The following is a 20,622-nucleotide window of genomic DNA, read 5'->3' on the forward strand; positions in this document are numbered from 1 at the left end:
ATGGGGATAGCAGTGCTTCGTATTTAAGGAGAAATGAAATGAAAAAACATATAATAAACACAGTAGTTATTTTAATATTTGGAGCAGTAATTACGGTATCAGCACTGTCTGCAAAGAATTTGGGAGCCAATGAAAAAAAGAAAATCGACTCGTTAACAGCCACAGAGGCAGTGTCAGCTGCGGGTACAGAATCTGATACAGAAGCTGCAGATACTGATGATACGTCTAAGAAGTCAGCTGATTCCCAAAAAGATGATGCAGCAGTAGCCGGTAAGAAAGACAAATCCGATAATAAAAAGAAATCTGACAGCAACTCGACAGATTCAAAGAGTTCATCAGATGTAAACAAGGATAATTCTTCAAAAGATGCATACGAGACCGATATCATGAAAAATGATGAATCAGCTGCTACAGATGATGTAAATAAAACCGATACTAAATCCGATAATAAAAATAGTAATAAATCTGATAATAAAAAGGATAACAAAAAGGATAATAGTTCTGTAACAGACAATACAGACGCTAATGGTTTCGGAAACAGTGACTCAAACAGTGACAATTCAGGAACTGACAGCGATGATAATAAATCAGATAACGGAGTGATAGAGCTTCCGATTATACCGATAGATTAATTAATAGGTTACCATGTAGTTTTACATTGTGGGATAGAGTATTTATTAACAATAGAACATGCCGGGAGGATTATGTATGCACAAAAGAATAGTTAGCCTTATTTTAACACTTATTATGCTGATTACAATGGTTCCATCAACTATTGTGGCAGCAAGTGAAGTTCGGACAATGGAAGGTGTTGAAGCTTCGAGCAACCAATCTGAAAGCAACCGGTCTGAGGTTGATAAATCGGATGAAAATATTATCTACATGGTAAATCCGCTGTATGAGGATGTTATCAGCATTGATGATTTAAAGAAAAAGCTTGACTCCTCAAATGATGAGCAGCTGTTTGGTGCATCCACAGGACAGTATTTTTCGGATTATGACAGTGCCGTTTCATATCTCAGAAAGCAGATGGTTAGCAGAGAAACGGAAATAACCTTGAATTTTCCTGCATCCTGGTTTGATTCTCACAAAGATGAGCTATATTGGGATTTATTATATGATGCAATGAAGTGCGACGAAAGCTCTACCGGACAGGATGGAGATGCACTCATATATGGTTTTGGAGGCTGTCGTCTTTCATACAGTGATGCAGGATATATACAGTATACTATGTCATATCATTCTGATGCAGAGCAGGAAGCGAAGCTGACAGCGGCTGTGGCTGAGGCAATGACAACACTGCAGCTTAATGGACTGAGCGAAGCCAAAAAAATCATAAAGATTCATGATTATATCTGCAATCATGTGGATTATGCATACAATTCAACCGAGGAGCAGATATATACAGCTTATGGAGCTCTATGCACCGGAAAAGCTGTCTGTCAGGGATATGCTGTGCTTTTCTACAGACTGTGCAAGGAAGCAGGGCTATCGGTCAGAATTATCAGCGGTACCGGCAATGGAGGAGCGCATGGGTGGAATATAGTGCGAATCGGCAGTAAATACTATAACGTGGACTGTACCTGGGATGGACAGGATGCGACCACCTATAATGAGTACCTGTTGAAGTCAGAAGCAGACTTTAAGGATCATACCCGCGAATCATGGAATGTGGCAGGCAGCCACTATCTGGATTATACGTCAGCTGAGTTTAACGCTCAGTATCCTATGGCTGAAAAATCCTGGGAGGAGTCGGATGAAACTACATATGCGCATAGCGAGGAGGCTACGTCAGGTGCGGTAACACTAAAAGCACAATGGAATGATCCTGTACTTGGACAGCCGGCTACATTCCATGTGTCTGCAACAGGCGGCTCAGGAAACTATAAATTCAGAATGGATGCACCGAGCTATTCGAGCCCAAATCAATGGGCATTCGAATCAGTAGCGGATCCAAGCCGCGGTGAGTGGTTGAATTATACATCAGAGTGTGATTCAAACGATTATACATTTACCATGACTGCTACAGGTACCTATAACTTTAGGTTTTATGTGATGGATACAGCAGCAGGTGTATATTATCTGCGTTTGAGCTTCAATATAGGCGTATCTGATAGTAAATATCCGAGCGTTGACTCAATTGTCCAATCTGCAGTAGCTGAGTGCAACAGTAAGACTGATGGCTCAGAGTATGCAAAAGCCCTTTGGCTGCATGACTGGCTGCTTGACCAGCTTGAATATGATAAAACCCTGAAATGGTCTTCGGCTGAGAGTGCGCTGACCAGAGGGCTTGGCACCTGTCAGTCGTATGAGAGTGCATATGCAAAGCTCCTTACAGCAGCAGGAATAGAAAACAGTGAGACAAGGGATAAATATGATGGACACACCTGGAATGCCATGAAGCTGGACGGACAGTGGTATCAGACGGACTGCACCTGGGATGACAGCAGCGATAATTGGTATAGCTTTGACCAGAGACGTTTGTATTTTGGTCTGACCGATGAGCTGATGGCCATAGCTCATCCGGGGCATAGCAAAATTTATACCACAGACAAGTATGCAACGCGTTCAACAAGCCTTGCCGACAATTATTTTGTCAGGACAGGAGATGCCGAGAAGTGGGCAAAAGCTTACTCAGACAGGATTCAGAAAAATTTGGATGCAGGAAAGACAGAGTTTGAAATAGCAGCGGACAATGCTTCTTATCCACCGAGTATTTCAGGTATTCAAAATGGTATTATAGCGTATGCGATAAATCAGCTGACATGGACGACAGACAAGGCAGCGGTAACATTAAATGCAACAGGAAGCGCAAATAGCTTTACATTTACAGCCGAATACGCTTCAGAGAGTCCTGCGGTCAGCTTGTATGGCAGAAGCATAACCCTTAAAGACAACATCGATGTAAACTATTACATGGAAATGTCTGATTCGGTGTTTGAGCATGACGCTTATCTGGAATTTAAAATCGGTGGTCAGACATATAAGCTTAATGCGTATGATGCCGCTGAGGTAAATGAGAACGGTAAAATCTTATACAAGTTCTCATGTCCGGTGAATGCGGCACAGATGTCTGATACCATCGAGACAAGAATAGTGATTGATAACAATACCGAGCAAGAGTATTCCTACAGTGTAAAGGAATATGCCACCGAGCTCCTGTCAAAATCAAACGAGTATCCGGCAGAAACAGTTAAGCTCGTGAAGGCACTCTTAAACTATGGAACAGCAGCGCAGACCTTCTTTAAATATAACACTGACAAGCCGGCAAATGGTATTTTAAGCGATGCCGATAAGGCTGTAGATGCGGCTGATTTTGATGCATATAAGGCTGTTATTAAAGCGGATAGTGCAAATGGTCAGAACGATGGACTGTCATATTACGGAAGCTCCCTGATATGTAAGTCTGAGATGACGGTAAGACATTATTTTATTTTAGATAATGGCAGTGATATTAATAATTATAAGTTCAGCTATATTGACGCAGATGGTTATGAGGTCAGTCTGACACCTAAAAAAGCTTCAGATGGCGGAGTGTACTGTGTAGATATAAGCGGAATAATGGCATGCAGCCTGAATAAGAACTATGTATGCAGGGTTACAGGTATGGACAGCTCACAAATCATAGAGCTTGATTATGGCCCGTTAAGCTATGCATACAGTGTTGCAAACAGTAAAGACTCATCAAAGGAATTAAAGAATCTGATGAATGTGTTGTATATGTATTCTGAGATGGCGAGTAAGGTAAATGGTATTTAATAAACATTTGACAAGAATAACCGGTTCAGCTATGGTGGCGGCACTGCTTATATCAACCACACCGGTGGCAGCAACGGAGTCTGTAATAAATGAGGACGGAAGAAGAACTGAGATGACACAGACCCAAAATCTGTTGCAGTCATATCAGGGAGGATATATAGAGAGTGAGCTGGACAGCAATACTCCTGTATATGACTCGGGAATTTCAACCTTTGCAGAGCTGCCTTTGGCTTTTCCGGATGATGCTTCGGTGTTTGATACCATGTATCCACAGACTCGAGACCAGAATCCATATGGTACCTGTTGGTCATTTGCCAGTATGGGGCTTGCAGAGTATGACCTGATAAATGATGGAACCGTGGATAAGAATGTCGACTTTAGTGAGCTTCAGCTTGCGTATTTTGCATACAATTTTGTGACAGATCCGCTGGGCGGTACTGCAGGGGATGTGGCTAAATACTATAATGAGAATGGACTCTCATACCTGCAACGAGGTGGCAATTTTGAATACAGCTCAAGGCGTCTGGCACAGTGGATAGGTCCGGTTGATGAGGCTGTTGTGCCATATTCTCAGGCTGACAGTACACTGGATAGTGGCCTAGATGATAAATATGCATACTCTTACAGCAAGGCTCATCTGAAAAATGCTTATGAGATAAATATCCATGAAAATGCTGACGAGGTGAAGGCTAATATTATGGAGCATGGGGCTGCCGGTGTGATGTATTATCACAATGACAGTGCCATGAGGTTTTATTCATTTGACAGTGCAGGGCATTATACCTACTATGATACTGCAAGAAGAGGTTTAGGACATGCAGTGATACTTGTTGGATGGGATGATAATTTTTCAAAAGAGAATTTCCCCGAGTCATTGAGACCGGAAAATGATGGAGCCTGGCTTGTGCGAAACAGCTGGGGAACATATTGTGATTATTTCTGGATGTCGTATGATAATGAATCACTGTTAGATACAGCGTGGGTATTTGATTTCTCAGATGATGACGGATTAGACCACAACTATCAGCTGGATGGTGGGATTGAGGTATACAATACTAAGCTTACCAACAGGCTGGCAAACGTATTTACGGTACCAAAGAAGGCTGATGGAGAGTATGAAAAGCTAAGAGAGGTATCGCTGTCATTTACCAGAATAGCGGATGTAGGCTATACAATAGATGTGTATACAGATCTTACGAATCCGTCTGATCCATTAAGCGGAGAGAAACAGACTCAGGCTACAACGACAGGCAATACAGCCTTTGCGGGCATATACAGTGTGGAGCTGGCAGAACCGGTGGAGCTTAAGCCGGGAAGTACCTTTGCTGTAGTGGTATCGGTTGATAAGAGCGCCCTGGATTATGAGCAGGCAACAAAGATAGCAACCGGTGACACTCTCCTCTGGGACAGACAGGTGAGCCGGGGAAACGGAAAGAGCTTGTATTATAGCAGTGGCGGATACACAGTATATCTATATGGCAATTTCTGTATTAAAGCTTTTACGTCAGATGAAACCAGGCATGCAGAGCCGGAAAATGAGCTTACGGCAAAGGGCTATTCTGTAGATTTGACAGCGCTGGTACGTGCAAATCTATATGCTGCTTTTTCGGCAGATATTATGGATGATGCAGGGGCAATGGTTAGGTTTGCATATCCGGATGGTACTTTCGCAGAGGAGCCTTTGTCAGCGTTTGAGACAACAGAGTATAATCATACTCAGGTAAAGAAAATCACATACGAGGCTGTTCCTGCGAAGCTTACGGAAAAGGTTGAAATCAGTGTCATAAAGAGTGATGGAACGAAAAGCAATGGTTTTGCCTTCGCGCCGGCAGATTATCTGAATGATTTAATCAAAACAGATTCTGATTCTGTTTCAAAAAATATAGCAAAGGCTCTTTTGGATTATGGAGCATATGCACAGTTATATTTCAATGTGGATACATCTGATCTGGCGAATAAGGAGCTGACAGATGATGTAGTGGGGGATTTAACGACTGAGGAAATCCTAAAAATGACAGTGGATGGAAATACTGCATCAATGAGTAATGGCGATTTGGAGTATATAGGCTCATCGCTTGTATGCAGAAACGGAACTGACATTAAGCTGTATTTCATTAATAAAAACTCACTTGCACTCGATGAAATACTGCAGAAATATAATATAGATGTTACGAATGAGAAAACCGGCAGACTTGACAGCAGCGAATTTTCAGCTGAGCTTGATGGAAAGCTGTTTTGCATCAGAATAAAGTCAATTTTGCCGAAGCTTCTGTCAACTGATTATACAATTACATTCTCAAATAGTGGCGTAAGCAGTTATGGAGTTGTGAGTCCGTATTCTTATATCCGAAGGGCTGTACAGGGGGATGATATACAGCTTCGAAATCTATGCAAAGCACTTTATTTATATGGGCGTGCTGCCTCGTAATACATTAAGCTGTGTGATGTCTGAAAAATCATTAAAAACAATCGACATTACAGCCAATAAACGCTATAATAGATATATTAGGATAAATGTACTGGGACTTGTATAATCCACAGCCATCATGAGGTACGGCTGTTGCGGATAGCGTCAGGCCCCGGGAAGGGGAATCATATGCAGGATAAAAAGCAAAAAAAGGCAAAAATACAGGTTATATTTCTAATTCTTATTTCCACGCTGGTTCTTTTGGCGGATTTTTATGCGATAATTAATTATCCAAAGGAATACATGCTCATTGCAGCAATCACAGTTATCTTTATGATTTGCTTGTGGGGAGTAATAAGTGGATTTTTCTCACTGAATGCGCTAAAGGAGGACAGGAGAGAGGAACAGTATGACAGTATTTTCAAGTCTGAAAAGGCATCTTATCTCATGCTCAGGAAGTACTTTGATGAGATAGAGGAAAAGATTGAGATGCTGCAGAAGGAGTCAAGGATTCCGACTGAGGATATTATCAATGCGCAGAAGGCAATCGCAAAGGTTGTCATCAACAGGAATAAGGAAAATGCTGATGCGATTATGAGCTCTAATGAACAGCTTGTGGAGACATTTGAGCAGCTTGAGAACAGGCTCAAGGAGAGCAATGATTTTATTATTGAGAGCCAGAAAAATGTGATTTATGAGAACCTCAAGGATATTATGGAAAAACAGCAGGCTCTATCTGACAGCATAAAGGATATGGAAATCCGTCTGAGCCAGGCAATCACAGCAAATCCTATTCAGTTTACGGCAAATGTTGAGGTGCCAAAGCAACCGACTGACGCACCACAAGCAGCACCGGTCATGGAGCCGATACCCGAACCGGTCATGGAGGCCATACCTGAACCGGTCGTAGAGGAAGCTGCGACAGCTGAGCCTGAACCTGAGCCTGTTGCGGTAATCGAGCCGGAGCCGGTCATAGAGGCACCTGAACCGGAGCCTGTAGTAGAGCCAAGCCCTGCGGCAGAAGAAGCAGTTACAGAGCCTGTAGCAGAGGAAGCGCAGGTAGATTCCGGCAGCAGTGACCCGAACCGTCAGCTGAGTGCAGATGAGATAGCAGCCCTTTTTGCAAGTGCAAACGGAGGTACCGGTGAAGCTGAATCAGAGCCGGCAGCAGAGGAAGCTGTTGCAGATACGACAAACAGTGACCCAAACCGCCAGCTGAGTGCAGATGAGATAGCCGCTCTTTTTGCAAGTGCAAATGCAGGTGAGGCTGAACCTGAATCAAAGCCGGCAGAGGAAACGATTACGGAACCGGTCACAGAGGCACCTCAGGCATCTGAGCCGGAGCCTGCAAGTGAACCGGAGCCTGCCAAGCCTCCGGTTGTAGATTTGAATAATACAAATCGTAATCTTACACCGGATGAGATAGCAGCTTTATTTAGCAGTATGTAGTATTTTGGTAACTATTAAGTAAAGAAATATGCGGTACCGCATATTTTGTAAAAAAATGAAGAAATAATATTTTGTAATTATCTCACAAATATGTTAAAGTGTGCATGTTATAAAAATATGCACACTTTATTTTTGAAAGGAAATATAAAAGAATATATGGAAACAATCAGATTTGATGAATTAGAACTAAACCCTAAAATTTTGCGAGGCATCAAGGACATGGGCTTTGAGGAGGCGACTCCAATACAGGCTCAGGGAATACCGGCAGTGCTTTCGGGCAGGGATGTAATCGGTCAGGCACAGACCGGAACCGGAAAGACAGCAGCCTTTGGTATTCCGGTGCTTGAGAGTGTCGATGCATCAAGCCACAAGACACAGGTTATCATCCTCTCTCCTACCAGGGAGCTTGCCATTCAGGTGGCAGATGAAATCAGGAAGCTTGCAAAATATATGCATGGAGTGAAGGTGCTTCCGGTATACGGAGGGCAGGATATCAGCCGCCAGATTAAGGCACTTAAGGGCGGTGTGCAGATTATCATCGGAACCCCGGGCCGTCTGATGGATCATCTCAGGAGAAAGACAATCAGGCCTGACCATGTAAAGACAATCGTGCTCGACGAGGCAGATGAGATGCTCAACATGGGCTTCAGGGAGGACATAGAGACCGTACTTGAATACCTGCCACAGGAGCATCAGACAGTGCTTTTCTCGGCAACTATGCCAAAGCCTATTTTGGAAATCACAAGAAAATATCAGCATGATGCTATCAACATCAAGATTGTGAAAAAAGAGCTGACAGTCGCAAATATCGACCAGTATTACTATGATGTGAAGCGCAAGGACAAGATAGATGTGCTCACGAGACTGTTGGATTACTATAATCCAAAGCTCTCACTTGTATTCTGCAACACCAAGAAGATGGTTGACGAGCTGGCATATGAGCTTTGCGGACGCGGCTACAGTGCAGAGGGACTGCATGGCGATATGAAGCAGGTGCAGAGGGATCGTGTCATGAAGAACTTCAGAAACGGAAAGACAGATATTCTTATTGCCACAGATGTTGCGGCGCGCGGAATTGATGTGGATGATGTGGAGGCTGTTTTCAACTATGATCTGCCTCAGGATGACGAGTATTATGTACATAGAATCGGTCGTACAGGAAGAGCCGGCCGCTGTGGAAAGGCATTCTCCTTTGTAAAGGGCAAGGAGGTATATAAGCTCAAGGATATCCAGCGCTACTGCAAGACAAAAATCTATGCACAGCCAATCCCTTCATCGGATGATGTTGCCAAAATCAGGGCAGAAAAGATCATGGACCAGATTTCTACCATTATAGATGAGGAAAATCTCACAAGTGTCATTGATATTATAGAGAATCAGATAAATGAGTCGGATTACACAGCAATGGATATTGCAGCGGCATTTTTATACCAGGCTATGGGCGCATCTGAGATATCCACAACTGAATCAAAGGACGATTATGATTTCCACAATACAGGAGCTGAGGATGGCATGGTCCGCCTGTTTATCAACGTCGGAAAGAAGGATAAGATAAAGCCGGGCGATATCTTAGGCGCCATTGCAGGCGAGTCAGGCATGCCCGGCAGGCTTGTCGGTGCAATCGACATGTACGATAAGTATACATTTGTTGAGGTGCCGGCTGAGTATGGCAAGGAAGTGCTCAATGCCATGAAGAATGCGAAGATAAAGGGGCGCTCTGTGAACATGGAGCCTGCAAATTCACGTTAGCAACGTCAGGCCTTTCTGATTACGCATCAGCTTTTCTTGTTCTCAGTGGTTATGAATAGTTACGATGGCTGTATAAAAAAATACCGGGACACAAAATGTGTTGCCCGGTATTTTTGATTACTTGTCGTCATCGATTCCCCAATGCTCTTTCATGTAATCCTTTCCCATTCCACCGCCGATATCATTTTGATTTCTGCGAAGATAATTTACAAATATTCCACCAACAACTGCAAAGATGATAAGTGCTGCAAGTACTACCATATGGTCTCCCTTCTGAAACATCTGTCAGTTTCAAAAAAACGTTGTAACTATTCGTTCGAAAATAAACGAAAAACAATTGGTTGTCATCATTATAGCAAAATTATCAGATAAGTCAATATACAAATCAACTATTGTTTACACTAAAGCGCGCCGGGTGTTATTGTTCAGACGCAAGCTTGATACTACGCTGTCAAGCTATGCGCCATAGTGCTAATTATTGAGTGATTACAGCCCCTGCCTCGTAGAGGCATTTTAAATGGGCTGTAATCGTTGCTGGTCACGAAATCACGCGTCAGCCAGCATCAGCACATGCTTCATGATTGATTTGATTATATTAACCGCAGTCTCCATGCCCTCCACTGATATGTGCTCAAATGGACCATGGAAGCCGTAGCCGCCGGTACCGAGGTTTGGACAAGGAAGTCCCATGAAGGATAAACGTGCACCGTCTGTACCGCCGCGGACCGGGCGTGAGAGCGGTTTTAGACCGTTTTCCTCTATAGCGGCCTTTGCCAGGTCGATAATGTACATATTGTCCTTTATGATTGAAAGCATATTCTCGTAAGAGTGAGTGATAGTGAGAGAAACAGTGCCCTCACCATATTTTTTGTTCATCTCTATCTCAAGAGAGCGGAGCGTATCAAGCTTTTTGGCAAAAAGAGCCTTGTCGTGGTCGCGCACGATGTATGACAGATGAGCCGAAGCCACATCACCGCTCATGTCGCACAGATGGTAAAAGCCCTCTCTGCCCTCGGTGGTGGCAGGAGTCTCGTTTGCAGGCAGTGCTGCGGCAATTTCACAGCCGACAAGAGCCGCATTGACCATGATATCCTTTGCCTCGCCCGGATGCACATTGACTCCCTTTATGGTAAACTCGGCGCTTGCGGCATTAAAGTTCTCATAGGCCACCTCGCCCTCGTAATCACCATCCACGGTGTAGGCAAAATCGGCCTCAAAATAGTCCAGATCAAACAAATCCGCACCTTTTCCGACCTCCTCGTCCGGGGTAAATCCAACCCAGATATCGCCGTGAGGTGTGCCCTCTGCAATAATCTGCTCTAAGGCAGTCATAATTTCAGCCACACCGGCCTTATCATCGGCACCAAGCAAGGTAGTGCCGTCTGTGGTGATGAGAGTGCGTCCGGCGAGGTCTTTAAGCTCAGGAAAATCGCTTACACGCAGATAATCGCCGGAGCCTCTAAGCAGCACATCGCTTCCGTCATAGTGGCGCAGAAGCTGTGGCTTGACATTTTCCCCGGAAAAATCAGGTGCGGTATCCATATGTGCAATAAATCCAACTGCCTTTTTATGCTCCATGCCGGCAGTGGCAGGCAGCAGACCATACACGTAGCAGTGGTCAGTAAGCACAACCTTAGATAAGCCAAGCTCCTTAAGCTCGGACTCAAGCTCCCTTGCGAGGGCAAATTCCCTGTCGCTGCTTGGTATATTATCACTGTCTTCATCTGATGTGGTGTGATAGCCCACATATTTTAATAATCTTTCTTCAACCTTCATTATCTGTAAATCCTTTCTGAGAGACCTTTAATGGAAAACGGGTACAAAAAGTCTCTTTATATAGAAAATAATATAGCTTAAAACGGTGTAAAATCAACTGTTTTACAAAAAATCTAAAAAAAATTTAAAAAAATTAAAAAAAAGTGTTGCATTTCTATAAACTATACTATATAATAAATTTCGCGTTAAGGAAAACGCAAACAAAATTAAAAAACGCGCCTCTAGCTCATTTGGTAGAGCACCTGACTCTTAATCAGGGTGTGCAGGGTTCGAGCCCCTGGAGGCGCACTCAAAGGTACCGGTTTTATGGACGTATGAGCCATAGGGTTGGTGCTTTTTTATTGCATAATTTTTAGGTGGTCTAATAGTACCATAAAAAGTGAAATTAATATTGAAATTTTGAAATAAAGAGTTTATACTGTTGAATAGGACAAAAGTAACATTCGGGAAGATGTTTTGGTCGGAGTAAAATATGATGAACACAGCAGACAAATATTCAACAGACAATATAGCAGACAACGAAATGATAATCGCAGTAGATTATGTGGTGAATAAGGATTATGACCGTGCGGTTGAGCGTATAAAGAAAGCACTTGTGCGCTTAAAGAGCACAGGCCACGTGGAAAAATATGCAGAGTATCTCAATATTCTGGGATTGGTCTATGAGCTGGAAAATGATGAGGCAAATGCCTTTGAATGTTATCTGGAGAGTCTTGCCACGGCGGAGCTTATCCGCTCGAGAGATCTTAAGGCTATGGTTTACAGCAATATAGGTTCAAGCTATAGCAAGATGGGAAGAGATGAGGAAGCGCAGAGATATTTCAATGATGCCAGAGACGAATATGACAGTTCTTCAGAAAAATCTGAAGAATGTCATAAAAGCTGGGTCATGTTTGACTATATAAATCATGCGATTAACGACAGATATGTCGCATTATCTTGAAGCAATAAGCTTGCAGATAGGGTTTCCGGCAGCAGAGAATTTCTCCTCGTATTCTGTCATGATGTTGCCCTCGTTCATCACAGCATCATGATGCAGGTCGCGTGTACTGGCGTCGAGATGCCATTTATCGGAGCCTTCAATCTCTTCCAGAGAGAAGGTGAAGAGATCCTGATTGTCAGTCTTGAACTCTATGCGACCGTCAGGTGCGAGAAACAAATCATATCTGGCCAGAAATTCGCTTGATGTGAGTCGTCTTCTTGCATGCCTGTCCTTCGGCCATGGATCGGAAAAGTTCAGGTAAATGCGGTCAACCTCATTACTGTCAAAAATATCCGGAAGAGTTGCGGCATCAATGCACAGGAAGTGCACGTTTGGCAGCTCGTCCTCCTGCATCTTTTGTACGGCACGAAGCAGTACACTGGTGTAGCGCTCGATGCCTACATAGTTAATCTCGGGATGAAGCCTTGCCAGATCCATCAGAAATCTGCCCTTTCCCATACCAACCTCTATATGAATCGGATTTTCGTTTCCTAAAAAATCATGCCATTTTCCTTTTAATTCTACAGGCTCCTTTATGCAATAAGGGCTATTGTCGATGACTTCACCAGCGCCCGGGATATTTCTAAGTCTCATGTGAATCTCCTTATAAAACGTAAAATTTTATATAGATAATACCCTACAATTGTGCGGGTGTCAAAATAAAATGGCAAAATACGTTGCACATGCCCTTGATAACATGTTTTTCATACATTATAATCATAAATGAGTGGCAAAATACCTTTTGACCCTCATATCATAGTATATTTTAGATTATGGTACTGAACAATTCCCCAATTTTAGAATCAACAGGAACAGATATGAAGCATAAAAATATAATTTTAAAAAAATCAGGAATACTAATAATGGCAGTGTTTGCTATGGTTACGACTCTTTGTACGAGACCGCTTGTGGCATTTGCAGATGGTGATGACACATACTGGCCGGAGGGACCGCAGATAAATTCACCGTGCGCAGTGGTGATGGAGGTAAATACAGGTACGGTGCTCTATGAGAAAAATTCACACGAAAAGCACTATCCTGCGAGCATCACAAAGATTCTCACCACATATCTGGCTATCCTCAACTGCAAGATGGATGAGAAGGTCACATTCTCAAAAGAGGCGGTGAAGGAGAGCAGCGACGGCTCATCGAGCATCAAGAGGGATGTGGGCGAGGAGATGACAATGGAGCAGACACTCTATGGAGTCATGCTTGAGTCGGCAAACGAGTGTGCATATGCCGCAGCAGAGCATACAGGCAAAAAGCTCGGAGGAGACTACAGCACATTTATTGATCTGATGAACAAGGAAGCCAAAAAATTAGGCTGTACAGATACACATTTCAACAATGCAAATGGTCTGCCGGATGAGAATCACTGGACAAGCGCATACGATATGGGGCTTATCTCATGTGCGGCATATAAGAATGATGAGTTTCGAAAGATTACAGGCACAAAGACCTATTTCATACCACCTACAAACAAGCACACCGAAGATACTCCGCTGTACAATCATCATGCGATGCTACATCCCTTTAAGTCGTATTCACAGTTTGTGAATCAGGATTGCACAGGCGGCAAGACCGGCTACACTTCAGTGGCCAACAGCACGCTTGTCACGTATGCGGAGAGGGATGGATTGACACTGTGCGCGGTCATTATGAATGCACAGTCACCTGACCAGTACGCAGACACAAACACACTGCTCAATTACTATTTCAGCAACTTCAAGGCACTTAGCATAGCTGAAAATGAAAACAGCGCAGCAGCTGATGACACACCGGATCTGGGTGTGATGAATGAGCACGGCATGTATGCAAAGGTATCGGAAAATTATGTTGTTTTGCCAAACAATGCAGATTTTTCAAGTGTTAAAAGGGAAGCAACAGACATGAAGTCTGACAACGCGGATGCTCTTGCTACTGTCGGATACAAGTACGGGGATCATGTGGTAGGCTGTGTGGATCTGCTGAAATCCGGAGCAAAGGTAGATCTGTCGTATTTTGATGAGGACAGCAGACAGAACAGGGACAGTGATATAATAAGGATAAAGCTGGTATATTTCCTCTGGGTGCTTATATTTATCGCAGTGGTTATTTTGAGCATTTTCATGCTTAGAAGAGTGTCAGACAATATCTACGTGCTGAAACACAGATGGAGCATGAAGAAGAAGCAGCGTGAGCGCTTCAGGGAGCACAAGCTTGAGAGAAAACGGCGCAGAAGGAGAGACAATCTGAAGTTCAGCGGACGACACAAATATTAGTATTTTTTTATGACATTATAGATGGAGGCAGAAATGAGTGATGAAAGATGCGCCCTCGTGCTTGAAGGCGGAGCCATGAGAGGCATGTACACAGCCGGAGTACTCGATTGTTTTATGGACCATGATATTAGCTTTGATGCTGTTATCGGGGTTTCGGCAGGGGCACTTTTTGGTGTGAATCTGCTGTCAAAGCAGCGCGGCAGGGTTATACGATATAATAAAAGGTTTAACAGTGACAAAAATTATATGGGTATAAGGCCACTGCTTCGTGAGAAAAACATAGTGAGCACGAAATATGCCTACGATACAGTACCAAGAGAGCTTGACCCGTTTGATGATGAGGAATACAAGAAGTCGGATATTCCTTTTTATGCGGTTGTGACGAATATCAGGACTGGTAAGCCTGAATATGTGCAGATAAAGAGCGTCTTTGAACAGATGGATGTGCTCAGGGCATCTGGCTCCATGCCTGTAGTGTCAAAGCCGGTGAAGCTGGGGCATGAGTGGTATCTGGATGGTGCGGTGACGGACAGCATCCCATATGAGCATATGCTTGATATGGGCTATGACAGAGTGGTTGTCGTGCTGACAAAGCCTGCCGACTATGTAAAAAAGCCTATGCCAAGGCTCTTTACATCTGTATACAAAAAGCGTTTTCCGAGGTTTTATGAGGCATTTTCAAACAGGCATATCATGTACAATTCCCAGCTTGAGCATCTTAAGGAGCTTGAAAAGCAGGGCATTGCCGAGGTGCTAAGGCCGTCGGAGCACATTAAAATAAGCAAGGTGGAAAAGGATCCAGAGAAGCTTGAGAGCCTGTACCAGCTTGGTATACGCGATGCCAAGAGTCTTTTGGCGGATAAGCATGGTGTGAAAATATAGAATAATGTGACACAAGGGATGGAGAAGCGGTAATGAATATACAACAGGTACAGGCTATCATAGCTGAAGCCATGGAAAAGCACAACGGAATAGTGAAAAAAGAAGAGCTTACAAGGCTTGGTATAGACTACAGACGTATTGATGCGCTTGTCAGGGAGAAAAAGCTTGTCCGCATCAGAAACGGCTATTACACAGACCGTGTGAAGGGCTTTTCTGAGGACGCGCTCGTCGCAGCGCTCTTTCCGGATGCAATGCTTTGCATGGAAAGTGCACTATATGCCTATGGCTATATAAAGGAAAAGCCTTACGGATGGACGATTGCTGTGGACAAAAATACATCAAAATCACGCTTTAAGATGGACTATCCGAGAGTTATCCCGTTTTATACGGAGCCGGATGCGCTTATGCTTGGTGCCTCAACCATTGAGCTTGGCGGTAATACCTTTGGCATTTATGATAAGGAGCGTGTGATATGCGATTGCTTAAAGTATGAGACGAGGATGGACCGCAATGATTTCAAGGCAGCCATACAGTCGTACATAGCTGATCCTGATAAGGATATTTCCGTGCTCATGGATTACGCAAGGGCGAGGCGTGTAGTGAAGAAGGTGCAAAGCTTCATAGGAGTATGGTTGTAGTGAGGGTAGATTTAAGACATATAAGCAATGAGAAAAAAATACCGTACAGCGATGTGTTATGGCAGTACGTGAGACAGGATTTTCTCTGGCGCATAAATAATGCCGGTCTGGGAAAGGTGCTGTGGCTTCAAAAGCCGTATTTTGCAACAGGAGAAAAGCTCGCATTTTATTATGTGTATGGCAGCTCAAGCGGCAGGGCAGAGGACAACGGTACACCGTTTGATGTACTGCGCAATATCATCATAGGCAACGCAGGGCTTAACAGCCACAGTGATGTGGTATGGACGGATGCAGCAGCATCTAAGCAGGCAGCAGCGCTATCAGGTAATGCACCGGGCAGCAGTGATATACAGCCGCTTATACACACGTGGAATCTAAGCGCTATGTGTGATGGTGAGGAAGTGCCGTTTGCAGTGAGGCTGGAGCGGTTAAATGAAGCGGATGCAGGAGTTCCCACGACTAAAAATATTGTTTTTATGAACAGCTTCTACGGAGATGCCGATATCTGCATTTTTTCCCCTGAGTCCAGGCTCGGAGAACAGCTGTTTGAGATAATGGACAGACTTGAGCTGGTTAGTGACATGAAATCGTTTGGAGTTGCATATGAGATACTTAAGAGGTATTCTGTCAGTGGAAGGCAGATAATTGATATTTTTAAGGCAAAGGCGGAAAAAAAGCCGAAAGCAGTGAGCATGCACAGGCTTGAGCAGGTGTATGGCTATCGCAGCTATGCGTATATGAAAAAGCGCTGGGAGCAGTATTGTAAGAGGCTGACAGGACATCAGAAAGAATATGTGAATGCCGGCTGGGAGGAGACGCTTGATTTGATACTCGATTTCCTTACGCCGGTCTGGAGCGCGTTCTGCAATGATGAAATATTTTATGACGACTGGATGCCGGAGCTTGGAAGATTTCTGGGCTAAACATCCTAGTTACAAAAAGAATATATAGGAATTTATATGGAAAAAGAACTGATAAATAATTCACAATCAAATATTTATCCATTCCACATGCCGGGGCATAAGCGCCGCGGCAGTGATATAGGTGCAGGGCTGGACCCGTATGCTATTGATATTACAGAGATAGATAATTTTGACAATCTGCACCACGCTGATGGCATTATAAAGGATGCACAGGCTGAGGCAGCGGCACTTTACGGTGCAAAGCGTGCATATTTTCTCATAAACGGAAGCACCTGCGGCATACTGGCGGCAATCTCTGCGGCCACAAAAAGGGGAGACAAGGTGCTTGTAGCGAGGAATTGTCACAAGGCAGTGTATCATGCACTTTACTTAAGACAGCTTCACCCGGTGTTTACATATCCTGAAATTACAAGGACAGGGCTGCAGGGGCAGATAACCGAGGCACAGATAAGGGAGGCTTTTAATGAAAATCCCGATATAAAGGCGGTCGTGATAACCTCACCTACATACGATGGTGTGGTTTCAGATGTGGCGGCAATCGCCTCTGTGGCACATTCACATGGCGCTTTGCTCATAGTTGACGAGGCACATGGCGCACACTTTGGCTTTTGGGGAGGCTTTCCTCAAAATGCTATAGCGCTCGGGGCAGATGCGGTCATAGTGAGCCTGCACAAGACGCTTCCGGCATTTACACAGACGGCGCTTTTGCTGCTGGGTGGGATGCGAGAAGCTGCAGTGGAGAAATTTCTCGGCATTTATGAGACAAGCTCACCGTCATATGTGCTTATGACAGGCATAGAGCGCTGCATACACTATGTGCGCGATAACAAAGAGACAGCCTTTGCACAGCTTAGGAGCAGGCTTGACAGATTTTATCAGAAGGTCAGCGGACTTTCGCATCTGAGCGTGGTCAGAAAAAGTGATTTTTCTGCTGACGAGGCATATGATTTTGACGAGTCAAAGATTATTATATTTACAAAAGAGGCTATGAACGGACATACGCTGCTTGAGCTTCTGCTTAAAAAATATGAGCTGCAGCTTGAGATGGCGGCAGGCAATTATGTACTGGCTCTGGCATCTGTCATGGATACGGATGAGGGCTTTGACAGACTTGCGGATGCTTTACTTGAAATAGACAGCCGGCTCGAAAAATATAAGTCTGATTTTGAAGAGTTTTATGATATATTAAAGAAAGAGGGCATAGTACATCAATTTTACCTGCCGGTCAAAATGGACACAGATATATATCAAAAGCTGCCTGCTGTAATGGAAATGTATGATGCATATGATGCAGACCATCAGGCGGTCTATGCCTTTAAGGCAAGCGGAAAGGTGAGCGGCGCCTTTATAAATATATATCCGCCGGGGATACCGCTTGTGGTGCCGGGAGAGATAATGAACGACAAGCTCATAGATGATGTCATAAAGGCTGTAAATTCAGCTCTTGAAGTGGATGGTCTGTACTTTGATCCGGATGCTCATATGTGGAAGTTTGTTGCGGTGCTGTAAGCAGGTGATAATCTGCCCGGTAGAGGCGTGCTAAATGGGCTGTAATCGTTGCGGGTCACACTGTTATGAGTGAACTGTAACGAATAGTCACGCAGCATTACAAGCAACAGTTTGACATAGCAAACAATCATATTTATACTAATTACAATATAAGAGGTTTACAGATGGGTAAGATTTTCTGCGTGATGGGAAAAAGCGCATCAGGTAAGGACACTATATACAACAAAATACTGCAGGATGATTCCCTCATGCTTAGCAGGATTATCCCGTATACCACTCGCCCGATAAGGGACGGAGAGACACAGGATAAGGACTATCATTTCTGCAATGAAGAGGATGTAAAAAGGCTCAGTGCACAGGGGCGCATCATAGAGCTTCGCGAGTACAATACGGTGTACGGTGTGTGGAAGTATTTCACGGTAAACGATGATGATATAGACCTTCGCTGCAAAAGCTATCTGACGGTCGGAACACTCGAGTCCTACACAAAGATACGCGATTATTTTGGAAGTGACAAGGTGCTGCCAATCTATGTGGAGGTGGAGGACGGCGACCGTCTGATACGCGCCATTCACCGGGAAAAGGGGCAGCAGGTGCCTAAATATGAGGAGATGTGCCGCCGCTTTCTGGCAGACGCGGCAGATTTTTCCGAGGAGAAGCTGCATGAGGCGGGTATTACACGACGCTTCATAAATGATGATATGGACACGGTGCTTGCCGAGATTTCAGCATACATACGACAGAACTCTTAATTGCAGCGCTCATAATTGCAGCGTGGCAGGCAACGAATAAGGAGGCAGCCTCATGGCAGTCAGAGTAAATGAAGTAAATCAGGTGACGCAGGTCCCTGATGCACAAAAAACACAGGCCGGAGACGGCTCGTTCAAATTCACACTGGCCAGCGCCATAACAGACGCTGATCTCCAGGCAAAGGTAGATGCACTGATGCAGGATATCACAGCACAGGGCAATAGAATAGCCGAGCATATGGACATCAGGGATATGAAGAGATATCGCGGGCTCATAAAGGATTTTTTGAATGAGGTGGTCTACAGATCCCATAAATTTTCCAGAGAAAATTTCCTCGACAGGAGAGGAAGGCACAGAGTTTATGGTATAATAAGACTGATAGACAGCAATCTGGACGAGCTGGCATCAGAGCTGGTGGAGGATGAGAAGGATCATCTGTCCATACTTGCAAGAATAGGAGAGATACGTGGACTGTTGCTTGATATACTCACGTAGGAGATAAAAGCTATAACAGTTCATTTAAAGACTAAAACGGAGGCAGCAGCTATGGCAGGATTTAAGGATATAGTAGGAAATGAGCAGATAATAGAGCATCTGCAAAATGCCATATCAATGGGAAAGGTCTCACATGCATATATAATAAACGGACCACAGTTGTCCGGCAAAATGATGATAGCCGAGGCATTTGCCAGGGCGCTGCAGTGTGAGAGTAAGGGCACAGACGGTTGTGGAGAGTGCAAATCGTGCCGTCAGGCAGACGACCACAATCATCCAGATATCATATACGTCAGTCATGAAAAGCCCAACAACATATCGGTTGACGACATCAGGACACAGCTCAACAATGATATAGTGATAAAGCCGTACAGCAGCAAATACAAGATTTACATTGTTGATGAGGCTGAAAAAATGAACCAGCAGGCGCAGAACGCGCTTTTAAAGACAATCGAGGAGCCGCCGGCATATGCGGTCATCATGCTTCTTACCACCAATGCAGACAGATTTCTGCAGACCATCAGGTCGCGCTGCATCACGCTCAATATGAAGTCGGTAAAGGACGAGGTGATAAAGGCATATCTGATGAACGAAAAGCATATTCCGGATTATCAGGCAGACATCAGTGCAGCATTTGCACAGGGCATCGTTGGAAAGGCTGTTAAGCTCGCCTCATCAGACGAGTTCAACGAGCTAAAGGAGTCGGCACTGTCGCTCATAAAGCGTCTCGATGACATAGATCTCTACGAGCTGGGCGCAGCAGTAAAGCAGATAGCTGAGTACAAGCTTAAGGTGCAGGATTATTTTGACCTGATTATGGTGTGGTACAGAGATGTGCTGTATATGAAGGCAACAAACGATGTTAACGGACTCATATTCAAGGATGAGGTCTATGATATAAAGAAACAGGCAGCAAAGCATTCCTATCAGGGAATCGAGGCAATACTTGAGGCGCTTGAGAAGGCGAAGATACGAATTAACGCAAACGTCAATTTTGACCTCGTAATTGAGCTGCTGCTTATGACCATAAAGGAGAACTAAT

The 20,622-nt window shown here is 44.2% G+C and carries 17 protein-coding genes and 1 tRNA gene; 15 read left to right on the forward strand and 3 right to left on the reverse strand.

The window, feature by feature from the left end; translation table 11 throughout:
- Positions 1-38 precede the first annotated feature (38 nt).
- The 5 genes from ACW6PM_RS00350 (at position 39) to ACW6PM_RS00370 (ending at position 9,364) form a co-directional block, all read left to right on the forward strand.
- A complete protein-coding gene (locus ACW6PM_RS00350; protein ID WP_456055817.1) occupies positions 39-632 on the forward strand; it encodes a hypothetical protein in 594 nt (197 codons plus the stop codon).
- Between the two features lie 76 nt (positions 633-708).
- On the forward strand, positions 709-3,759 hold the full coding sequence (locus ACW6PM_RS00355; protein WP_456055818.1) for a transglutaminase domain-containing protein: 3,051 nt from the start codon (positions 709-711) through the stop codon (positions 3,757-3,759).
- Entirely contained in the window at positions 3,749-6,187 is a 2,439-nt protein-coding gene (locus tag ACW6PM_RS00360; protein ID WP_456055819.1) for a lectin like domain-containing protein, read from the forward strand. Before ACW6PM_RS00355 ends, ACW6PM_RS00360 begins: the two co-directional genes overlap by 11 nt.
- A gap of 168 nt (positions 6,188-6,355) precedes the next feature.
- Complete coding sequence (locus tag ACW6PM_RS00365; protein WP_456055820.1) at positions 6,356-7,615, forward strand: hypothetical protein; 1,260 nt, start codon at positions 6,356-6,358, stop codon at positions 7,613-7,615.
- A gap of 156 nt (positions 7,616-7,771) precedes the next feature.
- Positions 7,772-9,364: a DEAD/DEAH box helicase gene (locus ACW6PM_RS00370; protein ID WP_321112289.1), complete on the forward strand. Its 1,593-nt coding sequence runs from the start codon at positions 7,772-7,774 to the stop codon at positions 9,362-9,364.
- Positions 9,365-9,481: 117 nt separating this feature from the next.
- Here the strand turns inward: ACW6PM_RS00370 and ACW6PM_RS00375 are convergent, their stop codons facing one another.
- Complete coding sequence (locus tag ACW6PM_RS00375) at positions 9,482-9,625, reverse strand: hypothetical protein (RefSeq protein ID WP_155514874.1); 144 nt, start codon at positions 9,623-9,625, stop codon at positions 9,482-9,484.
- 285 nt (positions 9,626-9,910) lie between these two features.
- Positions 9,911-11,140: a peptidase T gene (gene pepT / locus ACW6PM_RS00380; protein WP_456055821.1), complete on the reverse strand. Its 1,230-nt coding sequence runs from the start codon at positions 11,138-11,140 to the stop codon at positions 9,911-9,913.
- Positions 11,141-11,355: 215 nt separating this feature from the next.
- On the opposite strand from pepT, the gene ACW6PM_RS00385 reads away from it, so the two are divergent.
- Both ACW6PM_RS00385 and ACW6PM_RS00390 read left to right on the forward strand, forming a co-directional pair.
- Positions 11,356-11,428, forward strand: a tRNA-Lys gene (locus tag ACW6PM_RS00385).
- 184 nt (positions 11,429-11,612) lie between these two features.
- Positions 11,613-12,083, forward strand: a complete 471-nt coding sequence (locus tag ACW6PM_RS00390) for a tetratricopeptide repeat protein (protein WP_308651205.1) — start codon at positions 11,613-11,615, stop codon at positions 12,081-12,083.
- On the opposite strand, the gene trmB is transcribed toward ACW6PM_RS00390, so the two are convergent.
- Positions 12,075-12,716 (reverse strand): tRNA (guanosine(46)-N7)-methyltransferase TrmB, encoded by a 642-nt coding sequence (gene trmB, locus ACW6PM_RS00395; RefSeq protein ID WP_308651206.1) that lies wholly within the window; start codon positions 12,714-12,716, stop codon positions 12,075-12,077. The two genes, ACW6PM_RS00390 and trmB, sit on opposite strands and share 9 nt — an antisense overlap.
- A gap of 224 nt (positions 12,717-12,940) precedes the next feature.
- Here trmB and ACW6PM_RS00400 point away from each other — a divergent pair, with 224 nt between their 5' ends.
- From ACW6PM_RS00400 to holB, 8 genes are all read left to right on the forward strand, one after another.
- Positions 12,941-14,383: a D-alanyl-D-alanine carboxypeptidase family protein gene (locus ACW6PM_RS00400; RefSeq protein WP_456055822.1), complete on the forward strand. Its 1,443-nt coding sequence runs from the start codon at positions 12,941-12,943 to the stop codon at positions 14,381-14,383.
- A 33-nt stretch (positions 14,384-14,416) separates the two neighbouring features.
- The gene (locus ACW6PM_RS00405) at positions 14,417-15,265 is read left to right on the forward strand and encodes a patatin-like phospholipase family protein (protein WP_456055823.1); all 849 of its coding nucleotides are present in this window, start codon (positions 14,417-14,419) and stop codon (positions 15,263-15,265) included.
- A 32-nt stretch (positions 15,266-15,297) separates the two neighbouring features.
- A complete protein-coding gene (locus ACW6PM_RS00410; RefSeq protein WP_456055824.1) occupies positions 15,298-15,903 on the forward strand; it encodes a type IV toxin-antitoxin system AbiEi family antitoxin domain-containing protein in 606 nt (201 codons plus the stop codon).
- Positions 15,894-16,826, forward strand: a complete 933-nt coding sequence (locus ACW6PM_RS00415) for a hypothetical protein (protein WP_456055825.1) — start codon at positions 15,894-15,896, stop codon at positions 16,824-16,826. Before ACW6PM_RS00410 ends, ACW6PM_RS00415 begins: the two co-directional genes overlap by 10 nt.
- 36 nt (positions 16,827-16,862) lie before the next feature.
- Positions 16,863-18,335 (forward strand): aminotransferase class I/II-fold pyridoxal phosphate-dependent enzyme, encoded by a 1,473-nt coding sequence (locus ACW6PM_RS00420; protein ID WP_456055826.1) that lies wholly within the window; start codon positions 16,863-16,865, stop codon positions 18,333-18,335.
- A 164-nt stretch (positions 18,336-18,499) separates the two neighbouring features.
- Positions 18,500-19,087, forward strand: a complete 588-nt coding sequence (locus tag ACW6PM_RS00425; protein ID WP_308651212.1) for a nucleoside/nucleotide kinase family protein — start codon at positions 18,500-18,502, stop codon at positions 19,085-19,087.
- Positions 19,088-19,139: 52 nt separating this feature from the next.
- Positions 19,140-19,580 (forward strand): YaaR family protein, encoded by a 441-nt coding sequence (locus ACW6PM_RS00430; protein WP_022293527.1) that lies wholly within the window; start codon positions 19,140-19,142, stop codon positions 19,578-19,580.
- Positions 19,581-19,631: 51 nt separating this feature from the next.
- A complete protein-coding gene (holB, locus tag ACW6PM_RS00435) occupies positions 19,632-20,621 on the forward strand; it encodes a DNA polymerase III subunit delta' (protein WP_456055827.1) in 990 nt (329 codons plus the stop codon).
- Position 20,622 lies beyond the last annotated feature (1 nt).

The sequence above is a fragment of the Agathobacter sp. genome (assembly GCF_977054825.1).

Coding starts and splice junctions, on each gene's coding strand:
- trmB (WP_308651206.1), bottom strand. CDS start 12,716: ATGAGACTTAGAAATATCCCGGGCGCTGGTGAAGTCATCGACAATAGC.
- ACW6PM_RS00390 (WP_308651205.1), top strand. CDS start 11,613: ATGATGAACACAGCAGACAAATATTCAACAGACAATATAGCAGACAAC.
- pepT (WP_456055821.1), bottom strand. CDS start 11,140: ATGAAGGTTGAAGAAAGATTATTAAAATATGTGGGCTATCACACCACA.
- ACW6PM_RS00405 (WP_456055823.1), top strand. CDS start 14,417: ATGAGTGATGAAAGATGCGCCCTCGTGCTTGAAGGCGGAGCCATGAGA.
- ACW6PM_RS00370 (WP_321112289.1), top strand. CDS start 7,772: ATGGAAACAATCAGATTTGATGAATTAGAACTAAACCCTAAAATTTTG.
- ACW6PM_RS00360 (WP_456055819.1), top strand. CDS start 3,749: ATGGTATTTAATAAACATTTGACAAGAATAACCGGTTCAGCTATGGTG.
- ACW6PM_RS00375 (WP_155514874.1), bottom strand. CDS start 9,625: ATGGTAGTACTTGCAGCACTTATCATCTTTGCAGTTGTTGGTGGAATA.
- ACW6PM_RS00425 (WP_308651212.1), top strand. CDS start 18,500: ATGGGTAAGATTTTCTGCGTGATGGGAAAAAGCGCATCAGGTAAGGAC.
- ACW6PM_RS00410 (WP_456055824.1), top strand. CDS start 15,298: ATGAATATACAACAGGTACAGGCTATCATAGCTGAAGCCATGGAAAAG.
- ACW6PM_RS00350 (WP_456055817.1), top strand. CDS start 39: ATGAAAAAACATATAATAAACACAGTAGTTATTTTAATATTTGGAGCA.
- ACW6PM_RS00430 (WP_022293527.1), top strand. CDS start 19,140: ATGGCAGTCAGAGTAAATGAAGTAAATCAGGTGACGCAGGTCCCTGAT.
- ACW6PM_RS00415 (WP_456055825.1), top strand. CDS start 15,894: ATGGTTGTAGTGAGGGTAGATTTAAGACATATAAGCAATGAGAAAAAA.
- holB (WP_456055827.1), top strand. CDS start 19,632: ATGGCAGGATTTAAGGATATAGTAGGAAATGAGCAGATAATAGAGCAT.
- ACW6PM_RS00355 (WP_456055818.1), top strand. CDS start 709: ATGCACAAAAGAATAGTTAGCCTTATTTTAACACTTATTATGCTGATT.
- ACW6PM_RS00420 (WP_456055826.1), top strand. CDS start 16,863: ATGGAAAAAGAACTGATAAATAATTCACAATCAAATATTTATCCATTC.
- ACW6PM_RS00400 (WP_456055822.1), top strand. CDS start 12,941: ATGAAGCATAAAAATATAATTTTAAAAAAATCAGGAATACTAATAATG.
- ACW6PM_RS00365 (WP_456055820.1), top strand. CDS start 6,356: ATGCAGGATAAAAAGCAAAAAAAGGCAAAAATACAGGTTATATTTCTA.